The organism is Alteromonas nitratireducens (assembly GCF_040812025.1).
GTDB lineage: Bacteria > Pseudomonadota > Gammaproteobacteria > Enterobacterales > Alteromonadaceae > Alteromonas > Alteromonas nitratireducens.
Window position 1 is genome coordinate 78,139 of the sequence record NZ_JBFNPK010000013.1, and the last position, 19,345, is coordinate 97,483.

At 52.8% G+C, this 19,345-nt stretch carries 18 protein-coding genes; 10 read left to right on the forward strand and 8 right to left on the reverse strand.

Features of this window, described 5'->3' with window-relative positions:
• Position 1: 1 nt before the first annotated feature.
• Both AB1N33_RS12135 and AB1N33_RS12140 read right to left on the reverse strand, forming a co-directional pair.
• Entirely contained in the window at positions 2–928 is a 927-nt protein-coding gene (locus AB1N33_RS12135) for an ABC transporter ATP-binding protein (protein WP_411271818.1), read from the reverse strand.
• Positions 929–931: 3 nt separating this feature from the next.
• Positions 932–1,108 carry a hypothetical protein gene (locus tag AB1N33_RS12140; protein WP_411271819.1) on the reverse strand — a complete coding sequence of 59 codons (177 nt, stop codon included), beginning with the start codon at positions 1,106–1,108 and terminating at the stop codon, positions 932–934.
• A gap of 90 nt (positions 1,109–1,198) precedes the next feature.
• Between AB1N33_RS12140 and AB1N33_RS12145 the strand changes: the two genes are divergently transcribed.
• The 3 genes from AB1N33_RS12145 (at position 1,199) to AB1N33_RS12155 (ending at position 3,298) form a co-directional block, all read left to right on the forward strand.
• Complete coding sequence (locus tag AB1N33_RS12145) at positions 1,199–1,789, forward strand: carboxymuconolactone decarboxylase family protein (protein WP_411271820.1); 591 nt, start codon at positions 1,199–1,201, stop codon at positions 1,787–1,789.
• Between the two features lie 344 nt (positions 1,790–2,133).
• A complete protein-coding gene (locus AB1N33_RS12150) occupies positions 2,134–2,892 on the forward strand; it encodes a hypothetical protein (RefSeq protein ID WP_411271821.1) in 759 nt (252 codons plus the stop codon).
• 139 nt (positions 2,893–3,031) lie between these two features.
• Entirely contained in the window at positions 3,032–3,298 is a 267-nt protein-coding gene (locus tag AB1N33_RS12155) for a hypothetical protein (protein ID WP_411271822.1), read from the forward strand.
• A 194-nt stretch (positions 3,299–3,492) separates the two neighbouring features.
• Here the strand turns inward: AB1N33_RS12155 and zapE are convergent, their stop codons facing one another.
• Both zapE and AB1N33_RS12165 read right to left on the reverse strand, forming a co-directional pair.
• A complete protein-coding gene (gene zapE, locus AB1N33_RS12160; RefSeq protein WP_411271823.1) occupies positions 3,493–4,962 on the reverse strand; it encodes a cell division protein ZapE in 1,470 nt (489 codons plus the stop codon).
• A 385-nt stretch (positions 4,963–5,347) separates the two neighbouring features.
• The gene (locus AB1N33_RS12165; protein WP_411271824.1) at positions 5,348–5,863 is read right to left on the reverse strand and encodes a hypothetical protein; all 516 of its coding nucleotides are present in this window, start codon (positions 5,861–5,863) and stop codon (positions 5,348–5,350) included.
• Positions 5,864–6,023: 160 nt separating this feature from the next.
• Here AB1N33_RS12165 and AB1N33_RS12170 point away from each other — a divergent pair, with 160 nt between their 5' ends.
• Entirely contained in the window at positions 6,024–7,937 is a 1,914-nt protein-coding gene (locus AB1N33_RS12170; protein WP_411271825.1) for an aminotransferase class V-fold PLP-dependent enzyme, read from the forward strand.
• A gap of 40 nt (positions 7,938–7,977) precedes the next feature.
• Here AB1N33_RS12170 and AB1N33_RS12175 read toward each other — a convergent pair whose 3' ends face one another.
• From AB1N33_RS12175 to pdsO, 3 genes are all read right to left on the reverse strand, one after another.
• Positions 7,978–9,285 (reverse strand): amidohydrolase, encoded by a 1,308-nt coding sequence (locus tag AB1N33_RS12175; protein ID WP_411271826.1) that lies wholly within the window; start codon positions 9,283–9,285, stop codon positions 7,978–7,980.
• A gap of 101 nt (positions 9,286–9,386) precedes the next feature.
• Positions 9,387–10,316: a hypothetical protein gene (locus tag AB1N33_RS12180; RefSeq protein WP_411271827.1), complete on the reverse strand. Its 930-nt coding sequence runs from the start codon at positions 10,314–10,316 to the stop codon at positions 9,387–9,389.
• Between the two features lie 240 nt (positions 10,317–10,556).
• Complete coding sequence (gene pdsO, locus AB1N33_RS12185; RefSeq protein ID WP_411271828.1) at positions 10,557–11,252, reverse strand: sortase-associated OmpA-like protein PdsO; 696 nt, start codon at positions 11,250–11,252, stop codon at positions 10,557–10,559.
• A 534-nt stretch (positions 11,253–11,786) separates the two neighbouring features.
• Between pdsO and pdsR the strand changes: the two genes are divergently transcribed.
• The 5 genes from pdsR (at position 11,787) to AB1N33_RS12210 (ending at position 17,157) form a co-directional block, all read left to right on the forward strand.
• Complete coding sequence (gene pdsR, locus AB1N33_RS12190) at positions 11,787–12,476, forward strand: proteobacterial dedicated sortase system response regulator (protein WP_411271829.1); 690 nt, start codon at positions 11,787–11,789, stop codon at positions 12,474–12,476.
• A gap of 1 nt (position 12,477) precedes the next feature.
• Complete coding sequence (gene pdsS, locus AB1N33_RS12195) at positions 12,478–14,667, forward strand: proteobacterial dedicated sortase system histidine kinase (RefSeq protein ID WP_411271830.1); 2,190 nt, start codon at positions 12,478–12,480, stop codon at positions 14,665–14,667.
• Between the two features lie 64 nt (positions 14,668–14,731).
• Complete coding sequence (locus AB1N33_RS12200; RefSeq protein WP_411271831.1) at positions 14,732–15,172, forward strand: hypothetical protein; 441 nt, start codon at positions 14,732–14,734, stop codon at positions 15,170–15,172.
• 129 nt (positions 15,173–15,301) lie between these two features.
• A complete protein-coding gene (locus AB1N33_RS12205; protein WP_411271832.1) occupies positions 15,302–15,952 on the forward strand; it encodes a methylamine utilization protein in 651 nt (216 codons plus the stop codon).
• Positions 15,952–17,157: a hypothetical protein gene (locus AB1N33_RS12210; protein WP_411271833.1), complete on the forward strand. Its 1,206-nt coding sequence runs from the start codon at positions 15,952–15,954 to the stop codon at positions 17,155–17,157. Before AB1N33_RS12205 ends, AB1N33_RS12210 begins: the two co-directional genes overlap by 1 nt.
• 20 nt (positions 17,158–17,177) lie before the next feature.
• Here AB1N33_RS12210 and AB1N33_RS12215 read toward each other — a convergent pair whose 3' ends face one another.
• Entirely contained in the window at positions 17,178–18,281 is a 1,104-nt protein-coding gene (locus AB1N33_RS12215) for a CNNM domain-containing protein (protein WP_411271834.1), read from the reverse strand.
• Positions 18,282–18,505: 224 nt separating this feature from the next.
• Here AB1N33_RS12215 and AB1N33_RS12220 point away from each other — a divergent pair, with 224 nt between their 5' ends.
• The gene (locus tag AB1N33_RS12220; protein ID WP_411271835.1) at positions 18,506–19,312 is read left to right on the forward strand and encodes a hypothetical protein; all 807 of its coding nucleotides are present in this window, start codon (positions 18,506–18,508) and stop codon (positions 19,310–19,312) included.
• Positions 19,313–19,345: the final 33 nt, after the last annotated feature.

A 19,345-nucleotide genomic window follows, 5' to 3' on the forward strand; every position in this document is an offset into this window, starting at 1 on the left:
CTTACGCCTCCTTCGCCTGCTCGTCGGTTTCTACCAGGCGCACAAACAGCTCTTCCAGGCGGTTCGCCTTGTTACGCATACTCAGTACCTGCACGCCCTGCTCGGTAAGCTGGGTGAATACCGGGTTAAGACCGGCGGTTTTCTCTACATCAACTTCCAGCGTATGCGAGTCGGTCATGCGGTATTCAAAGCCGTCCAGGGCAACCGGTTTGTCGGTTTCGGCAATATCCAGCACAAAGGTTTCCATGCTGAGCTTGGTCAGCAGGGCTTTCATACTGGTGTTTTCCACAATCACGCCTTTGTTAATAATGGCGATATTGCGGCACAGCATTTCGGCCTCTTCCAGGTAATGGGTAGTAAGGATAATGGTAATACCCTGCTCGTTGATCTCTTTCAGAAAACGCCACATGGAACGGCGAATTTCAATGTCTACCCCGGCGGTGGGCTCGTCCAGAATAAGCAGGCGCGGCTCATGCATCAGTGCACGGGCAATCATCAGACGGCGTTTCATACCGCCTGACAGCTCGCGTGCACGGGCGTTGCGTTTTTCCCACAAATCCAGCTGTGCCAGGTACTTTTTCGCGCGCTCTTTCGCAATGTGACGCGGTACACCGTAATAACCGGCCTGGTTCAGCACAATCTGCATGACCGTTTCAAACTGGTTAAAGTTAAATTCCTGTGGCACCAGACCAATGCAGGATTTGGCCGCTTCTTTTTCGGTGGCAAGGTCGTAGCCACACACCCTGACGTCACCACTGGTCTGATTCACCAGCGAGCTGACAATGCCAATGGTAGTGGACTTACCGGCGCCGTTAGGCCCCAGCAGCGCGAAGAAATCTCCTTCGTCCACGTGCAGATCGACCCCTTTTAAGGCCTGCACGCCGCCGCGGTAGGTTTTGGTTAACCCGGTTATATCTAGTGCTTTCATACCTTACCTGATTTGTGTGTTGTGCAATGCTGGCATGGTGATGGTGCATGCCAGGGCGTCAGAGCAGCCTGACAGGCCCGTATCGGGCGATACGTGGTCCTGCACGCGTGCCGTGCTGCTGATGATTTGCATCCTGCGCACATTCCCGCAATGATAGTGACGTAAACGTGTTGTTTTCACTACCGTATCATTACGGCGCAATGCCCCTATAGGTGCGAACAAAATAGCAAAATTCAAGGGCATAAGCGCTATTTACCTTAAGAGGTTAGTATGTCACACCTGTCCCCACTGCCAGAAGACACCCATCCGGAACTGGCAGATGATTTTGCCGTATTTGTCGATATTCTGGGTTTTGTGCCCAATTCCCTGTTAACCATGCAGCGCCGCCCCGAAATGGTAAAAGGCTTTGCAGCACTGACCAAAGGCGTGATGGGCGAAGGCTCGACCGTTGACCCGGGTTTTAAGCGCCTAATCGCCCATTTCGCCAGCCGTGCGGCTGGCTGTCAGTACTGCGAGGCGCATTCGCTGATTGCCGCCGGCATTCACGGCATCAGCGATGAGAAGGTAGCCGCGGTGTGGGATTACCAGACCAGTCCGCTGTACACCGATGCCGAACGGGTGGCGCTGGACTACGCCCTGGCCGCAGGCAGTGTGCCGAACGCAGTTACCGCCGAACTGGTGGACGCCATGAAACAACACTGGGACGAAGGCCAGATTGTTGAAATTTTAGGTGCCGTCAGCCTGTATGGTTTTCTTAACCGCTGGAATGATTCTATGGCCACCGACCTGGAAGACAGCCCTAAAGCACTGGGAGAAAAGGTGCTGGCAAAAGGCGGCTGGACGGGTGGGAAGCATGTGTAGTGGGTATGGTTCGGGGTCTGGAGCGTTGCTACATCTAGCTCCTAGCTGCCGATGAGAGGGCTTATAAAAGCTACCGTCATTGCGGCGCAGGCCGCAACCTCCCTGGGCTTGCGGACTGCTCCAAAACTACACTTGCGTAATAAAAATACCTGTACCATACCAACAGTAATTCATATATATATTAACCGTGTTTCGCATATAAATAGATTCGCAAAATAGTAAAAGTGACGCCAGCGCGGTCACAGTAAAGGATAGCGGGAGATGGCCCGGCATGATAAAAATTAATATGCGGTTCTTAGGGTTCGCTTCATTTAAATGTTAAATGCCAAAGGATAAATCTTTTTATGGATGATGATTTAGGTGACTTTAGATTCGCAGCAGTAACAAGAATAACTGCAGATGTCCCAGCAGCTTATCCCGGTGGTCCCAGCCATAAAGCAGGAACACCTCTATACTTATCAAGCTTGGTTCTAAACGAAAAAAATAAATGGATAAGCTTCAACTTACCAAGCTCTGCTGCAATGGCGTTAAATAAAGCGCTAAAGGCCGCTTCGGAAGCCAATATTCTATTTAAAAAAATAGAATACTTAGAGGTGGCTACACCAGAAGGACCGGGACTGGCGGTCAAAAGCCATTGCCACACGATGCTATTCGACTATTTTGAAGAATGTATGGCTGCAGTTACATTTTCATTTCAAGCTTTAGAGCTATTTTGCAATCACACTATTTCTCGGCATTTGAAGGAAGGCATGGAAATGAAGAGAAAAAAGAAAAGAGAATTCATGTCACCCTCTGAGCTTGAGCGTCAGATTTCTACAGACGAAAAACTTTCTGTAGTAGTTCCGAAAGCACTTAAAGTTTCGACTCCTAAAGGTAAGCGCCCTTGGGAGTCATTTAAGAAACTCAAGCAGGCACGCGACGCCACAATTCACATGAAATACAGTGATCAGCAAATCATGGACAAGGACACTCTATTCTTTCAATTCTTAAATACAGAAGATGTGTATATTTTTCCGGAAGCAGCAGCACAAATGCTTAGATGGTTTGCAAAAGACAAAGAGCCTCGCTGGTTAACCAAAATTACCGAGGTGTATGGCATTTAACAAAGCGCTTAACATGTGCAGCACTGCGTGCCACACTGGGACAGTAACGCAGCGGCGCTTCGCGATGATGCCGCTACGTCACTGACCGTTAGCTTAGCGTTAGTTGCCATGTGGTAATCGTTTACTCAAAGGAATGAATTTGAAATTAGTACAAGTAGCGATTCCGAAGTCACTTTTCTGGCCTTTAAAAATTTTTTTCTGCATTGCTGCTGCGTATGTTTTTTATAGGATCATGATAGACGTTAGAGATGGTTTCATTATCAGGAGAGGAATTGAATATTCTTTAGAATCAGAACCGCGAAGCTTTTACATTAATATCGTTATGCGATTTGGAATTTTTGCGCTGCTTGTTTGGTTTGGGACATCTGGAACTTATAAAAAGGAAGTATCAAGCAATGGCAACTAACAAAACGATATTGGCACTCACTTCGTTAGCTGGGACGCAAACACGTGCGCGGCTTTGCCATTTTTGCACACGTATTTGAGCCCCTTATTTAAAAGTTGAATGTCTGCTCTTTGTCTTTTGATGCCAGTCAGCGCAGCTCGTGGGTTTCAAAGCATCTTGTGTTCAATTAGCGAATGGAAGATAAAGATATTTCGTCATTGCCGCCCCCATTCCTTTCCACCCATTTCTACCAACCGAGACGCGGCTCGTCGAAAGGAAAAGGCGAGATCATTAGCGGACGATAACTGTGCCAGTGACACGCCAATTCGCCCCGTCGCCGACCACTCATAATATTCCCCCTGTTTGGTGCGAATCATGGTCGTCGCAAAAGAACTCGAGTTCCCCCCTTTCTCACTGACAATCAATTCTCCATCTTCATCACTGCTTTCGACTTGCGCTTCAAAATCAACAAACAATTCGTCGAGCGGGACTTGTGCCGCCAGCACCAAGCGGGTGCGAGATTCATAACACGCGTCGATGAGAGTCACGAACCGTCGCGCTTCGTTGAGGTGATTAGCATCCAGTTGGGGGACGCGTTCGATAATGATGACCGGAAATCGGTCGCAGAGGGAAATATAATCGGCCGCCCCGAGCGGTTGGTAGCACAACTCGGAAAAGTCAAACCAGGCACACCGGTCATTCAATCGGGCGACCTGGACGGTGCGACCAAAGAGAACAGGAATAGTCTCAGCCTCAGTTTCGGATGCAGTGCCACCAAATATTTCTTCCAACTGCGTCTGTATGTTGTTTTTACTATTATTATCGCCATGAACATCCTTATTTGACCAAAAATAGGATTGACCATCCGCTCGAGTTTCGAGTCGATAATCCTTGGCGGAATCCTCCATGGAAATAATGTCGAACGTGTGTTTTAACATGTCTATGAATGGCAAAAAGAGGGATCGGTTGATGCCTCCCTCATACAAGGCATCGGGGGCGCGATTCGAGGTGGCCACCACCACGACATTCCAATCTAATAATAATGAAAACAGTCGCTTCAAAATCATGGCATCGGCAACGTCTGTTACTTGAAATTCATCGAAACAGAGGAGTTGGGCTTCTTGTGCCAATTGTTGCGCAATGACGGGAATCGCATCATCTCGCGGGTGCTTCTGTTTATAGACAAAGATTCGATGATGAACGTCTAGCATGAATTCATGAAAGTGGACGCGGCGTTTGGTAATTTTTGCGTGTTTGAGGCTGTGGCTGCCATTATTACAGCAAGAATCATCATCAGGAACAGTAACCGACGCGTAAAAAAGGTCCATTAGAAAGCTCTTGCCGACCCCGACCGGTCCATGAATGTACAAGCCTCGCGGTGGTGGACCAAAAGACCACAAATGGAACTTCTTTCGTAGAAATGACTGGGCGGATGCCAGGGGTCGCGCCAGTAAACGTGAACTGCTGCTTGTACGGCTGCTCTTTGTCGGATTTTCAGTGCGCACGGCTGCTGGCGGGAGCGAGGCAAGAGACTCGTGCAGGACATCGAATTTTGCCGCCAGAGCGACTTGCGCGTCATCTCGTTGCACCTCCCCCGCTTCCACCTTGAGTTCATAAGCCGCTGTAACGGGGCCTGTCGTGATGGACCGCCGAGCGACGAGATGTTGTGCTGTCATATTCTTCATCACAGCCTTCATTATGATCCTAATGGGTTTTCAACACGGTGATATGGTACGAAAGATTTCTTTATGGGTATCAAATGAATTTGTATTAAAGACTCAAGTTTCCAAGTCAAGCGTCCCCTAAAGTTGTGCAAGCCAGTTTTGAATATTTTTTATTTAAACAGCGTTTTCTGAGGCCAAGTTTGATTAAAAGTATGATGATTTTTCGCCCAATATAGTCGTATAGTTCGAATTTTCTAACGTCAGCTTTAGGTCGTTAGTTGTCGTTTTACTGGGACATAAAATGGCCTGCTTTTGACACAAACCGGAGGCTTGAATACAAAGACCTTAACGTCTGCTGTTTGTCTCTAAAAGCCCTCCGACCGAACTATGCTGGGGGCATCCCCTCTTACCCCTCACCACGAAGATACCATCGCCAGGCAACCTGCCGTGCGCCGATAAACAGCAGATAGGTTGCCACAATGAATAGCGCGCACTGCCCTATCGGAAAGGTACTCACATAATGGGCGGGCCAGGAGATAGCCTGGGCGAAGGTTTTAAACTGCTCAACCAGAAAACTGACAAACAGATGAATCAGGCTGTTCAGGCCGCTGCCGCGGGTAAAGGCGTCTGTTCCCGGCCAGTTTGTGACAAGCTCCCAGCCCTGACTGGCTTCAATGCTAATCAGCCTGACAAACGCGATAATGCCATAGTAGCCGCCACCAAACGTCAGCCATTTCCTAATTAGGGGGTGAGCTACCTGCTTTTTTTGTTTATCTGATATCGCCTCAGTCTGAATGTGCTGTTGTGTGCTTACCTCCCGGTCGCGCAGCAGGCCCTTTTGATAGGCCAGATAATGCAGCAGGGCGCTGGCAATAAATACCATGCTGCCGGTCAGGGCAATTTCCATCAGTAGTGCGTGCACAGGCCTGTCCTTTTTGGCGTGGGAGTAGTCCTTTACCCAGACTACCTTACCGCACGGCGTGTTGTCAGCTTCGTTATGCACGCAATCACAACAGTTTCTCGCGGCCCGTTTTCTGTTAGTCTGTTGCGCAGAATTCACTATATTTCCTTACTGCCACGCTATGCTGCCAACACTCAAAATACTGCTGATTGAAGACTCTGAAGCCCTGCTTAATCAGCTTACCGCTCAGCTTATGTCAGCAATCAACGCCTTTGACCGCCGCGATATTAACGTAGAGATACTGGGGGTCTGCTCGGTGTCAGACGGGCTGCGCCTTGTCCTTGACGACGGTGATATCCAGGCGGTGGTGTTTAACTGGGATGCCACCCCCGGCAACAGCGACAGCGCCACGCAGGCACAGTCTGACCATGCGTCGGTCGTATCAGCCATTAAGGCAGTGCGCCACGAACTGCCCATTTATGTGGTGTCAGATGTGCAGGAGGGGCTGGACATTGTTAATCAGACCGCCGGGATTGAGTCATTCTTTTATCGCAGCGACGTCCTGTCAGATCCGGAGTCTATGCTGGGCTATATCATCAACGACTTTGATGATCGCAGCGAAACGCCGTTCTGGAGCGCGTATAAAAAATACGTAACCGAGTCGAATGACTCTTGGCATACGCCCGGCCACAGCGGCGGCGCCAGTTTCCGCCATTCTGACTACATCAGCGACTTTTACCGTTTCTTTGGTCGCAACGTGTTTGTCAGCGACCTGTCGGTCAGTGTCGACTCGTTAGGGTCACTGTCAGACGGCACCCACGCCATTGGTCGCGCGCAGTCGGTGGTGGCCAGCACTTTTGAGGTACAGCAGTCGTTTTTTGTCACCAACGGCTCGTCAACCTCAAACAAGATCATTCTGCAAACCTTACTGCGTGACGGCGACAAGGTGATTGTTGACCGCAACTGTCACAAGTCGGTGCACTACGGCATTATTCAGGCCAGAGCCATGCCGGTGTATTTAGACAGCGTGCTGAACCCGGACTACGGCATTTTTGCACCACCGAAACTGGAGCAGTTAAAAGCCGAGATTGAGGCCAACCCGGATGCCCGGCTGATTGTGCTGACCGGCTGTACCTACGATGGCCTGCTGACCGATCTGAAACAGGTGGTTGACCTTGGCCACCAGCACGGGATGAAGGTGTTTATTGACGAAGCCTGGTTTGCCTACTCGCTGTTTCATCCCACCTTCAGGCCGTATTCGGCCATTCACAGTGGTGCAGACTATGTTACGCATTCCGCGCACAAGGTGGTGTCGGCGTTTTCACAGGCGTCTTACATTCATGTCAACGACCCTGACTTTGATAAAGACTTTTTCAAAGAGGTCTACAGCATTCATACCAGCACATCGCCGAAGTATCAGATTATTGCGTCGCTGGATGTCTGCCGCAAACAGCTGGAAATGGAAGGGTATAAAATCCTCAATACCCTGCTGAAGAATGTCAGTGAACTGAAACAGCAGGTTGCGAAGTTCAGACGCATCCGAATTCTCGATAAGGACGATTTCAGCCAGATATTCCCGCATTTCAGTACCGACAATATGGGGCACGATCCGCTAAAAATACTGATAGACGTGTCGCAACTGGATTACTCCAATCAGGAAATTCACCGTTTTCTGATGGACGAGGTAGGGCTGGAAATTGAGAAATTCACACACAGCACACTGCTGGTACTGCTGACCTTAGGCGGTATGCGCTCTAAAATTGTGCGCCTGTATAACGCACTGAAAAAGCTGGATGATGGCAGTGTCACGCTGCGTCGCAGCAAAACACGCGTTGCCCTGCCACCGGCCATTCCGCCAATCGAACTGGAAATGCTGCCCAGCCAGGCGTTTTATGGTGAACGTGAAGCCATTCCCTGGCAGGAGAGCGTTGGGCGTATTGCTGCCGGGCTGGTCACCCCGTATCCACCGGGTATCCCGTTGCTGGTGCCGGGCCTCAGAATTAAGCAGGACCATATTGACTACCTGCGCTCGCTGTCCAGTCAGAAGCTCACCATTCAGGGCGTGTACGACGGTGACATTTATGTCAGCAAGTAACCGGGCGCAAAGCCCCCGGTTACTGCCTGGAAAGTTGGGTTTATCTGGGTAACAGCGCCAGCGCTGACAGCGTCATGGCTTCCACCGCAGCCTTAATAGACGGCTCCGGCGCAATTTCAAACAGCGGTGAGTGGTGATCGGCCCAGTCACCCGAAGCCAGTTTTTGTGCAGGCGTTCCGCCCACCTCAAAATACACACTGGGGATAGGTGGCGCAACGTTAACCAAATCGGGAAAATCCTCTGCACCCATATCGGACTGATACCAGGGCACTAGTGCGTCAGCGCCCATGCCGTCAACCATGGCCTGACGCACCCGCTGCGCAAGCGCCGCGTCATTAGTGGTGGTTGGTGCGCCGTCTTCTGCCACGGTCACCTCGGGCAGCAGCGTGTCGGGCACGCCAGCCGCTTTGGCGGTCTGAATGGCAACACGACGAATGCTGTTTAGCAGTAGCGCACGGGTTTTCTCGGTATTCGCGCGTACTGTGATATCCAGTTCGGCAACATCCGTGATCACGTTAGCAGCGGTACCGGCATGAAAGGCGCCAACGGTGATAAGCGCAGGCTCAATGGGCGACACCTCGCGGGTAATGATTGACTGCAGTGCCACCACAATCTGACTGCCCAGTAACACCGGGTCTTTGCCCAGGTGCGGTGAAGCACCATGGGTGGCCACGCCATGCACCTTAATGCGCACCACATCGGCACTGGAGTACATCAGCCCGTCACTGAAGGCAATTTTACCGGCCGGATACTTGGCTATAACATGCATAGCCAGCGCATAATCGGGACGCTTTATCCGCGTATACAGACCATCTTCTACCATCGCCTTGGCACCGCCCAGCGCTTCCTCAGCGGGCTGGCCGACCAGGTGAAGTGTGCCCTGCCAGGCGTCTTTCATGTCGGCCATGCGCCGCGCCACGCCAATCAGCGACGTAATATGCATGTCGTGCCCGCAGGCGTGCATCACCGGCATTTCCTTCCCTTCCAGGTTCACCTGCCTGACGGTGGAAGCATACGGCAACCCGGTTTTCTCCTGCACGGGCAGCGCGTCCATGTCGGCGCGAATAAGCAGGGTCGGACCGTCTCCGTTTTTCATGGTGGCCACCAGCCCGGTATTGCCAATACCGGTTTGTACCGAATACCCCAGCGCCTCAAGCTCGCGGGCCATCCGGGCTGCGGTCTTTACCTCCTGCATGGATAGTTCAGGGTTGGCGTGAAAATGCTCAAACAAGGTTTGCAAATAGGGATAGTCGTTGTCGATGGCCTGCTTCAGTGATGCCGGCTCAGCCAGCACGGTCGCTGATACTGACATCATCATAAACGCAAAGAAAAGCGCAGCGTGTCGCATAAAATAATTCCTGTGGTTGTTACCAGTGAATGTAGTGAGTGCGGTCAGTGATGTCCATGAAAATTACTCACCGCGATCAGGCATGCTCTGATGGTTATCACTTACAGCATATGATGCGCTGCATGCGGCGCAATGACACGCTGACAGAGCGCACCGTGCGGGCGGGCGGACGCATAGGACAGCGACATGCTCGCTGCTTTTGCCTGTTTAAGCAGGGCAGCAAAAATGCGATAACTCTGGCTATTGAACGCACCTGATTCGGTATTACTGAACACATTCAGGGTATCGTTCATTACCACGCTTACCCTGACTTTTTCGCTGCTGTGTAACGACTGTTGCTGCAGCGCAAACAAATACAGGTAAATTGTGCACAGCGTGGCGCTGTCGGATAACAGAAAGCCACGGGGCATCACATGCACTTCGCGCGCCGTGGTCGGCAAGGCTTCCTTTATGCCTGACACGGGTAACATTTTGTTTTGCAGTGAATTATCTTCACGGCGCATGATGCACTCGTTCCTGAGGTGATAAAACGCTGCCAGCGCGTCGGCAACCGCCTCAAACGTCTCACCCTGCTCACGGCATGTTTCCACCAACAGACGCAACGACACTTTCTGTCCGTACGCCTGCCAGAGCGCCTCAGTAATATCCGCAAAAGCGCGGCGCATTGCTTTATCCGGCGGTTCTTCCTCTAACATCTGGGATAAGGCGATAAGCAGCAACAGATCAGGCACCATCGCCGACAGGGTAGGCTCCTGGTTGTACAGAAAAGGGTTCAGAATGGTGTTATCAATAATGCCGAATTCAGTTACGTGGCTGGCTAACGACCCGAACACACCGCGCCGGTGTCCGGCATCACCAATAAAAACAAGCTGGCCGGGCTGCTGTCTGATCAGCCGCCGCTTGTGTATATGGACTAAACCATGACAATAGGTATACAGCCGTTCGGGTTCAGCAGAAGGACTGTGCAGCAGTACATTAAAATTATTCCCCGGCCTGAACGGGTTGATCATCATTGCAGAACGACTGTCCATTGCACCTGAGCCATCGCCGCCGCCATGCGGCGTCGTACTAATAACGTGATTGTGTCTGCTAAGTGTAGATGTTTTTCAGGTGGGTGGTAACTGTGTGTAAATAAAAGTGAAAACATGGCCTGCAGGGTGCGCCTGCGTCTGTTTATACATGTGGAAAACAGGCTGCCGTGCGCGCTGAAGTACGCAGGGCAGCCGTGTCATCTGTGACAGTGCCTGACGGTCCCGACGCCAGACTGAGGCTTACCGCCTGGCAGTCAGCACCTCGCCGGTGTCTGCTACCTCAAGCACCACTTTGCGGTCGAAGAAGGTGTCTTCATACGACTGGCCTTTACTGCCTTTCTCACCTACCGCCACTGTGAGAATTTGTCCGGCATCCACACCCTGACGGGTCAGGTACTGTTTTACGTTCAGCGCGCGCTGCATCGACAGGGCTTCGTTAAACGTTTCATCACCGCGGTTATCGGCATGGCCGGTCAGACGCACCTGCAATGACGGATGGCGTTTCAGGGCATCGGCAACCAGGTCCAGTTGCTCATGGTAGGCGGGCTCGACATTCACCGACGCCGTTTTAAACTGAACGCTGCTTTGTACCGCCAGCACTTTTTCTTTCGGCGTTTCCTGATAAGACACCCGCGTTAAGCGTGCTTCTTCCTGCATAGTGTGCAGCGTGTCGCGCATCGCAAACAGCTCGTCCTCGGCACTGTTTAACGCCTGCTGTGCCGCCAGCAGTCTATCGTCCTGCACGGTGTCATTGCCAATCATGCCGCCCATGATCGCGCCAATCACGCCGCCCACCGGGCCGCCGATAACTGTCCCAACCAGCGCGCCTGCGCCCAGGCCAATTGCCTGGGTTTTCTGCTCGTCGGCGGTGGTCTGTGCCATTGCGGGTAAGGTCAACATGGTGCCCATTGCTACTGCCAGTACTGTTTTTTTCATTGTGTTTCTCCAATCAGGTAAAAAAGCGCTGTGCCCGGGTTGGTCGGTACACAGCGCAAAGGGTCAGCCGTTGCTGTGTTGATGGAGCTATTACACACCCCAAATCGGGCTACGTTATGGCAATACCGGGGAAAAGCAGCGATGTTTGGTGGCAGAATTGGATATAAGCAGAAGGGAGTGTTGCGACCGGGGACGGCGTAAATCCATCCTTGTGGCCTTCACTGCCGCATCCCTGCGGCAGAGCTCCCGGTTGCAACACTTCCTTCCACTTGCCGCCTTGTTTGCCATTTTGTTAAGTGACGTTGGGAAGAGTGGGAGGATCCGGTGCAAAACCCTCCACCGCAGGGATGCGGTGGCGGAGTCTCCATGGACGGATGCACGACGTGTTTTGCACCGGATCCTCCCTCTCTTTCCGTCGCATGCTTCGCGAATGTGGCAAAAAGATGGCGGGCTTGAGGATTTTTTGCCTGAGTTCGGCAATTTGATAATGCAATCGGATATAGTGTGTCCAGAATCAGGTTGCAGGACAAAACAATGCCCAGAACCATTGCGCTTGTAGAAGATGATGCGGCAATCCGTGATAACTATGCCGCGGCCCTCAAAAATCAGGGATACCAGGTAAACAGCTATGCAGACCGTCCGTCTGCCTCGGCGGCGTTTGCGCAGGCACTGCCCGATCTCGCCATCATTGATATTGGCCTGAACGACGAGATGGAAGGCGGCTTTATGCTGTGTCAGCAGCTTCGCCAGTTGTCACAGTCTTTACCTATTATCTTTTTTACCGCCCGTGATAATGACGTGGATACCATCAGCGGGCTGCGCATGGGCGCCGATGATTACCTCACCAAAGATATCAGTCTGGCGCATCTGCTTGCCCGTATTGCGGCGCTGTTTCGCCGTACCGACTTACTGGCCTCGCCGCAACAGCAAAGCGAAACGCTGCGAATTGGGCATCTGGAGGTGGATGTATCACGCATGACGGTGAGCTGGAAAGGCATGAGTGTGGCGCTGACCGTCACCGAATTCTGGATGCTGCACGCCCTGATTAAGCATCCCGGTCATGTTAAAAGCCGCCAGCAGCTGATGGACGAGTCGCGCATGGTTGTGGATGACACCACTATTACATCGCATATTAAGCGTATGCGTAAGAAGTTCATTGCCCTGGACGACACCTTCGATCATATCGATACCGTGTATGGCATGGGCTATCGCTGGCAGAGCTAAGATGCTGCGACCGCGCTTTTCCATCCGGGTACAGCTACTGCTGCTGTCGTTGTTTCTGTTTACCATTCCGTGGCTGGGCTACAAATATGTGTGGGAGCTGGAGCAATACCTGCGCAGCGGCCAGGAGCAGACCATGATTGGCACCGCTCGCGCCGTCGCCACGGCGCTGCATGAGCGTCCTGCCTTATTCGACAGCCAGTCAGCGTATTTGCAGGACGTGCGTCCGGGTACCGATTTGTATGCCCCGCCTATTCCCAGTCCAATCCGGCTGGACGCCCGGCTGGGTGACTGGGACAGCGTAACACCGCTAAAACAGCAATATGGTGAGGATCAGGTGGTTAACTGGTTCGACACCACCTTTCCCCGCCCGGCAACCACGCTGTCGTTTACCCACATGGTAGGCCGTTACGGCCAGTTTCTTTACGCGATGTTTGACGTGACCGACGACAAGCTGGTCTGGCGCCAGTCCAACAGTCTGGCAGTAGACCGAAGTGACCACTTACTTATTGGATTGACTACGGAAGAGGGTGACTTGCAGCGCTACATTATTGCGCCCTATCAGGCCGGCTGGGTGAATGCCTATGCCCTTGATGACGATCTCAGTCGCTACCGCGCCAAAGACAACGCCCTGGATATTCAGGGACGCTGGGAAAACACCCCCACCGGCTACAACATAGAACTTCGCTTCCCGCTGTCGATGACCTCGGGCTCACTGGCGTTTGCACTGGTTGATGTAGACGATCCGCGCTCGCGCAGGAAACAGTACGCCATAGGTACCGCTAACCCAAACCGGGCCGACGCGCTTGGTACCGTGGTTACACCGTCACCGGAAATTGAGCGTATTTTGTCAGGCCTGCAGTACGCCGGCTCGCGGGTGTGGGTGGTTGATAAACACAAACGGGTATTGGCCCGCGCCGGTGACATTCAGTCGTCAGCGGGCTTCAGGGCACCGGGCCGAACACAAAGCGATCTGGCCTGGTGGCGGTGGGTGGAAGACAACTGGCTGCTGCCCCTGTATTACCACGTGCTGACCAAGCCACCGGCAGATTTTGTGGATGAACTGGACGACGCCTATGCACTGGTGGGCAAAGACATCAGTTCGGCGCTGGACGGTCAGCCTGACTCGCTGTGGCGCCTGACACCCGACAACAAAGCGGTGGTGCTGTCGGCCGCCTACCCTATCTATATTGGTGACAACGTGATGGGCGCAGTGGTGGTTGAGCAAACCACCAACGGCATTCGTACGCTGCGTAATCAGGCACTGGAAGAACTCTTCCACGTTATTCTGGCGGTCATGCTGATTGGCACGCTCAGCCTGCTGTTATTTGCCAACCGTATTTCAGGCCGCATCCGCAAGCTGCGTGATGACACCGAGGCGGTGATTGACGATAACGGCAAAATTGTCGGCACGCTGCCATTAAGCCGTCAGCACGACGAGATTGGCGATTTGTCGCGCTCGTTCAACGACGTGCTGGGACGGCTGCAACAATACAACAGCTACCTGGAAAACATGGCGTCGCGTCTGTCACACGAACTGCGTACCCCGATTGCGGTGGTCAAGTCATCACTTGATATGCTGGCCACGGTAGACGAACCCGACAGCCACCGGCTGTACATTGACCGTGCGCAGGAGGGACTGCGCCGTCTCAGCACTATTTTGAACAGCATGAGTGAGGCAACGCGCCTGGAGCATGCCATTGCGCAGGAATCGCCGGAGCCGTTTGACGCCGTGAAGGTACTGGATGGCTGTATTGCCGGTTACCAGCAGGCGTATCCTCAGCGCGAGTTTCAGTTGCGTCTGTCGGCTGAGCAAGCGGTGGTAACCGGTGCGCCTGAATTGTTTGCCCAGATGCTGGATAAAATTGTCGCGAATTCGGTGGAATTCAGCCAGCCCGGCGACACCATTTCACTGCATGCCTGGGTACAGCAGCGACAGCTTCATCTGACCATTACCAACCCCGGCCCGCTGCTGCCTGAAGGGATGGCGGAACAGTTACTGCAGTCGATGGTCTCAGTGCGTGCCGATGCCAGCCGTTATGCCGACGCCGCGCACCCCCACCTGGGACTGGGGCTTTACATCGCCAACATGATTACGCAGTATCATAAGGGGAAAATCACCCTGTCTGATTTGCCCGATCATACCGGTGTGTGTGTGAAGCTGATCCTGCCTCTGACTTCGCCGGTAAAATAAACTAACCAAAACATGCGAACCTGTCAGCCATCATGGGCTGGCATCAACGGGTAGTGAAAGGACGATGTCATCAGAACCGACAGTACACCCTGAAATTGCAAAGCTTGAACCCTGGTTTGCAGACATGCACATGCGCCTGTTTGACACCATGGAACAGGCGCAGGCCGCGGTCGACCAGGCAGAAAAAACCGGCCACGATCTGTCCCCCAATGATGAGTATGCCGAGCAGTTACAGCGCGACTTCGAGGTGGCCGTTGCCAGTTTTCCGGTTGCTGATCACATTACTTCGCCACTGGTACAGCGTACTCAGGCGCTGGCGGATCAGGCCGACATGCTCAGGCTTCACCTCACGCAAATCTGGGCCGCCGGCACCTGCACACTGTCGCTCTATCGTATGCTGCATGCCATTCCTGCTCACCTGCTGGATGATGATGCGGTATCCGGCACGCTGAAAGCCAAAGCGGCAATGCATTTTAAAATGTGGCAGCACCTGCTTGGCGAATAGCTACTCATTGATCGCGTTGTAACGCCTTTTAGCAACACGCGTTATATTTGTTCCCGTGTCAGGGCTGAAAGATTTGCTATGCTGATCCTGTCTGAATAACTATTGCCGAACTGACAAAGGGAACACCGGGTGACATTTCGACGCTTTTTTCTGCTACTTGCTACGCTATTGCTCTCCCCGGGTCTTATGGCACACACGCTTACCATAAGCGTGACTGAGCCTGACGGAACACCGGTCGGTAATGCCGTGGTTGTGCTGACGCCTGACCGGGCGCTGACCGACGCCGAGCGTAATCAGCCACAATCAGCGCCGCCCGCCATAATGAATCAGATCAACAAGCAGTTTGTTCCACATGTGCTGGCCGTTCAGTCGCATACCACGGTGTCGTTTCCTAATTCTGACAATATTTTTCACCACGTGTATTCGTTTTCCCCCGCCAGACAGTTCGAGCTGAAGCTCTACAAGGAAGCGGGCGCTTCAGCAATCACGTTTGACGAAGCAGGCGTGGTGGATCTCGGCTGTAACATTCACGACTGGATGCTGGGCTTTATTTATGTGACCGACACGCCCTACTTCGCAACCACGCCAAAAGGTGGCGAGGTAACCCTGACGGTACCGGCAGACACGTTTACCCTGTCGGTCTGGCACCCAAGAATGCATGAAGACGACATCGCGATGTCCCGCACCATTACGGTGAACAAGGATGACCGGCTGAGCGTGTCCCTGACGCAGCCACTTTACCCCGCAACCGACAGCGAAAACGGGCTTGAGGAGTACTGATGCGACGATTACTTGCTGCCTTACTGGTAAGTGCAGTCAGTATCTGCAGCCAGGCAAAAACCAACGGTGTAGTGCGACTCAGCCTGCTGGCAAGTGACGCACCGCCGTCGTTTCAGCGTCATGGCACCGGCCTGCAGCGGTTTAATGACGACACGGTCGCGTTGTCACAAGCGTTGGTTAGCTATTCCTCTGACGTCTACCATGACTGGCGGCTGCATGCTGTCGTCAACGGCTACTCAGACGGCGAACGCAAGGCCGGCATTTCGCAGTTGTACGCTGAATACCGGCCGCTTTCTGCAGCACAATGGAAGCCATCAGTGAAAGTGGGGGCCTTTTATCCTGCACTGTCAGTTGAAAATACCACGACCGGCTGGTTGTCACCGCACTTTCTGAGCAACAGCGCCATCAATTCGTGGATAGGTGAGGAAGTGCGCACTGGCGGTGCTGAATTCAGCCTCAGACGGCCGGGCAGACAGGCTCGCAGCCTTTATTCGTGGTCGCTTCACGGCGGCATGTTTAAAGGCAACGATACCACTGCCACCCTGATATCATGGCGCGGCTTTGCGCTGCATGACCGACAGTCACTGTACAACGACAGAATTCACTTTCCCCGCTGGCCGGGCGTGGTCTCACAGGAGGCCATTGGTGCACCGGCGTGGACAGAGCCGTTCCATGAAATTGATGGTCGCTGGGGCTGGTATGCCGGTGCACACATGCTATACCGGCGAACCGTCGATCTGCGTTATTACTACTATGACAACCGCGCCAATCCCACAGCGATAACCCCCGAGCGATTGTATGGCTGGCATACCCGCTTTCATTCGCTGTCTTTCAGGCAGTTTATTTCGTCGCAATGGCAGTGGTATGCCCAGGTGCTGACCGGCAGCACCTTAATGGGCGAGGAGGTCGTCAATAACGACTTTCATGCTGCCTATGCCGCGCTGTCTTATCTCACCGGAAAACATCGTGTTAGCGCCAGAGCCGACTGGTTTCAGGTGGTCGACAACGATGACTTTCAGAGCGACCGGAACGCCAGTGCAGGGTATGGCGTAACGGCAAATTACCAGTATCAGGTATCGTCAGCGGTATCGTTGTCAGGCGAGCTTCAGTACGTTGAAAGCGGCGCCGACAACCGGGTGCTGATTAATCAGGCACGTACCCACAGTGAAACCCTGTTACAGCTTGCCGTAACGTTCACCTTTTAAGGCGCGTCAGATGTCTGGCATCACTCGCTGCCGGTGCGTTTATCCGCAGCCTTGTCAGCACCTGAGAGGGCAGAATCGGGCACATTTTTTATCAGCATCCGCTCTTTACGCCGGGTCATCATTTTAGCCAGGCGTCGCATGCTCACCGTGGTGTCTTTTTCATCCACAATGTCTACGCCCAACAGACGCTCCAGCAAATCCTCAAGGGTGATCACGCCTTCCAGTCCACCGTATTCGTCCACCACCAGCAGCATGTGAACATGCTTATTGAGGAAATGTTCAAAGGTGCCGGCCAGAGGCATGGTGCCAAGAATGGTGACCATGTCTTTCGCGTAATCGCTCAGTGGCTTGTCGGTATTACCGCGAGCCTGCGCCACCAGCAGATCAGAGCGCATAACATAGCCGGTAATATTCTCTGAGTCATTGTCCTCGTATACCGGAATACGTGAATACTCGATATGGGCGTGTTTGTGAAAAAAGGTTTCAACGGTCATCGACTCTGCGACAGAAAACAGCGCGGTTCGGTGCGTAATGGCGTCCTTCACCTTTAATTCGTGCAGACTCAGCAGACTTTTGAGAAACGCCGCCTCATGCTTTGCCAGTTGCCCTTCCTGACCAGACAGTTCCGCCATGGCATGCATTTCAGAGCGACTGAGACCGCGCAGCGGACTGTCTTCCTTAAAACTGCGGGTCAGCAGTTGTGACATTTTGACAAACGGCAGCAGCACAACAACCAGATATTTCAGGAAATAAGCCGTAACCGGCGCCAGTCCGCGCCAGTAGGTTGCGCCCAGTGTTTTCGGAATGATTTCAGAGAAAATCAGGATGAGCAGCGTGAGCACTCCCGAAATAACACCAAGGTAGGCGTCGCCAAACACCACTGCCGCCTGGGCACCGGCCCCCGCCGCCCCCATGGTATGGGCAATCGTATTCAGCGTGAGGATAGCAGACAGCGGGTTATTGATGTCGTCGGTCAGACGACGAAGGATCTTGCCACTGGGTCGTTTCTCACTCTCCAGCACCGAGATATAGGCCGACGAAACGCTCAGGATAACTGCCTCAGCGATAGAGCACAGAAACGAAAAACCAAGGGCAATAAAAATGTAAACCAGTAAAAGAAACATAATCCTCAACGCATTAAGACGCAGAATGGCGACTGACTATTATGCGTGACTGACTGAGGACTACAAGTAAAGCTGTCGCCACACCATTTTATGTCAGTATTTTTTACAGATCCCGCCCGTCACGCATGTAAAAAAAATGTAAACACATGAAAACGATAACAATAAAAATTATGGGCAGAATTATGCATGTTTATTTTTTAATCAACAAAAAGGAACGCACTACCATGTACTCAAAACGGAAATTCCTGCCCTGTATGTTATTGAGTCTGTTCGCGCTCGGCAGTCAGTCGGCATTTGCCGCGCTTATCCCGGTGGGACTGAATGTCACTGGCACTGCCGGAACCCTTGAAGCCGATCCGTTTGGCGCTTTGTCAGCCACCACAGAGCTGACACAGGCAAGTGTCATAACCGGCCCGACCGATGTCAGCGCCCCATCCGGTCAGTCAGCGGTCTTTACCGAAACCGGTGATGGCCTGTCGCTAACGGCCAGCACAGGCGGAGACGACCAGGACGGTGTGCTTTACGATGATTTTGGTAACGATTTTATCTTTGACCTGTCGGTGATGATGGATAACACCACCACCGACCTGCTGCGCCTGACCTGGGACTTTACCTGGAATGCACTGGTTGATGCGAATGGTCTGAGCAGCTTTGCTGAGTCAACCCTGGCATTCGACGACGGGCTGACGTTTCTGTTTGATAAATACCTCGTGTCCGATCTTGATTTCGGCGATGCCGAAGATGATACCGATCTTGGTTCCAATGGTGACACCTTGATCCGGCGCGGCACCGCCGTGTTTGTCTTTGACCTTGCTGCCGGCAGCTCGGCGTCACTTAATGGCCTGTTCGGCTTACGCGGAGGCGTGTATGACGTCGAAAGTGATTTCATTGCCAGTGGCGGTTTTTCACTGCAGTTACGCAGCGTCGAAAACCTGTCCGGACCGCCACCGGTTTCAGCACCAGCGCCGCTGTCGTCTTTGTTGTTGCTGAGCGGACTTGGATTACTTCTGTTGTCTCGCAGAAAGAGATAATAGCCATACTTCCCTGGAGTGCGTGGTAGGGAA

Coding starts and splice junctions, on each gene's coding strand:
- AB1N33_RS12135 (WP_411271818.1), bottom strand. CDS start 928: ATGAAAGCACTAGATATAACCGGGTTAACCAAAACCTACCGCGGCGGC.
- AB1N33_RS12145 (WP_411271820.1), top strand. CDS start 1,199: ATGTCACACCTGTCCCCACTGCCAGAAGACACCCATCCGGAACTGGCA.
- AB1N33_RS12150 (WP_411271821.1), top strand. CDS start 2,134: ATGGATGATGATTTAGGTGACTTTAGATTCGCAGCAGTAACAAGAATA.
- zapE (WP_411271823.1), bottom strand. CDS start 4,962: ATGAAGAATATGACAGCACAACATCTCGTCGCTCGGCGGTCCATCACG.
- AB1N33_RS12170 (WP_411271825.1), top strand. CDS start 6,024: ATGCTGCCAACACTCAAAATACTGCTGATTGAAGACTCTGAAGCCCTG.
- AB1N33_RS12175 (WP_411271826.1), bottom strand. CDS start 9,285: ATGCGACACGCTGCGCTTTTCTTTGCGTTTATGATGATGTCAGTATCA.
- AB1N33_RS12180 (WP_411271827.1), bottom strand. CDS start 10,316: ATGGACAGTCGTTCTGCAATGATGATCAACCCGTTCAGGCCGGGGAAT.
- pdsO (WP_411271828.1), bottom strand. CDS start 11,252: ATGAAAAAAACAGTACTGGCAGTAGCAATGGGCACCATGTTGACCTTA.
- pdsR (WP_411271829.1), top strand. CDS start 11,787: ATGCCCAGAACCATTGCGCTTGTAGAAGATGATGCGGCAATCCGTGAT.
- pdsS (WP_411271830.1), top strand. CDS start 12,478: ATGCTGCGACCGCGCTTTTCCATCCGGGTACAGCTACTGCTGCTGTCG.
- AB1N33_RS12200 (WP_411271831.1), top strand. CDS start 14,732: ATGTCATCAGAACCGACAGTACACCCTGAAATTGCAAAGCTTGAACCC.
- AB1N33_RS12210 (WP_411271833.1), top strand. CDS start 15,952: ATGCGACGATTACTTGCTGCCTTACTGGTAAGTGCAGTCAGTATCTGC.
- AB1N33_RS12215 (WP_411271834.1), bottom strand. CDS start 18,281: ATGTTTCTTTTACTGGTTTACATTTTTATTGCCCTTGGTTTTTCGTTT.
- AB1N33_RS12220 (WP_411271835.1), top strand. CDS start 18,506: ATGTACTCAAAACGGAAATTCCTGCCCTGTATGTTATTGAGTCTGTTC.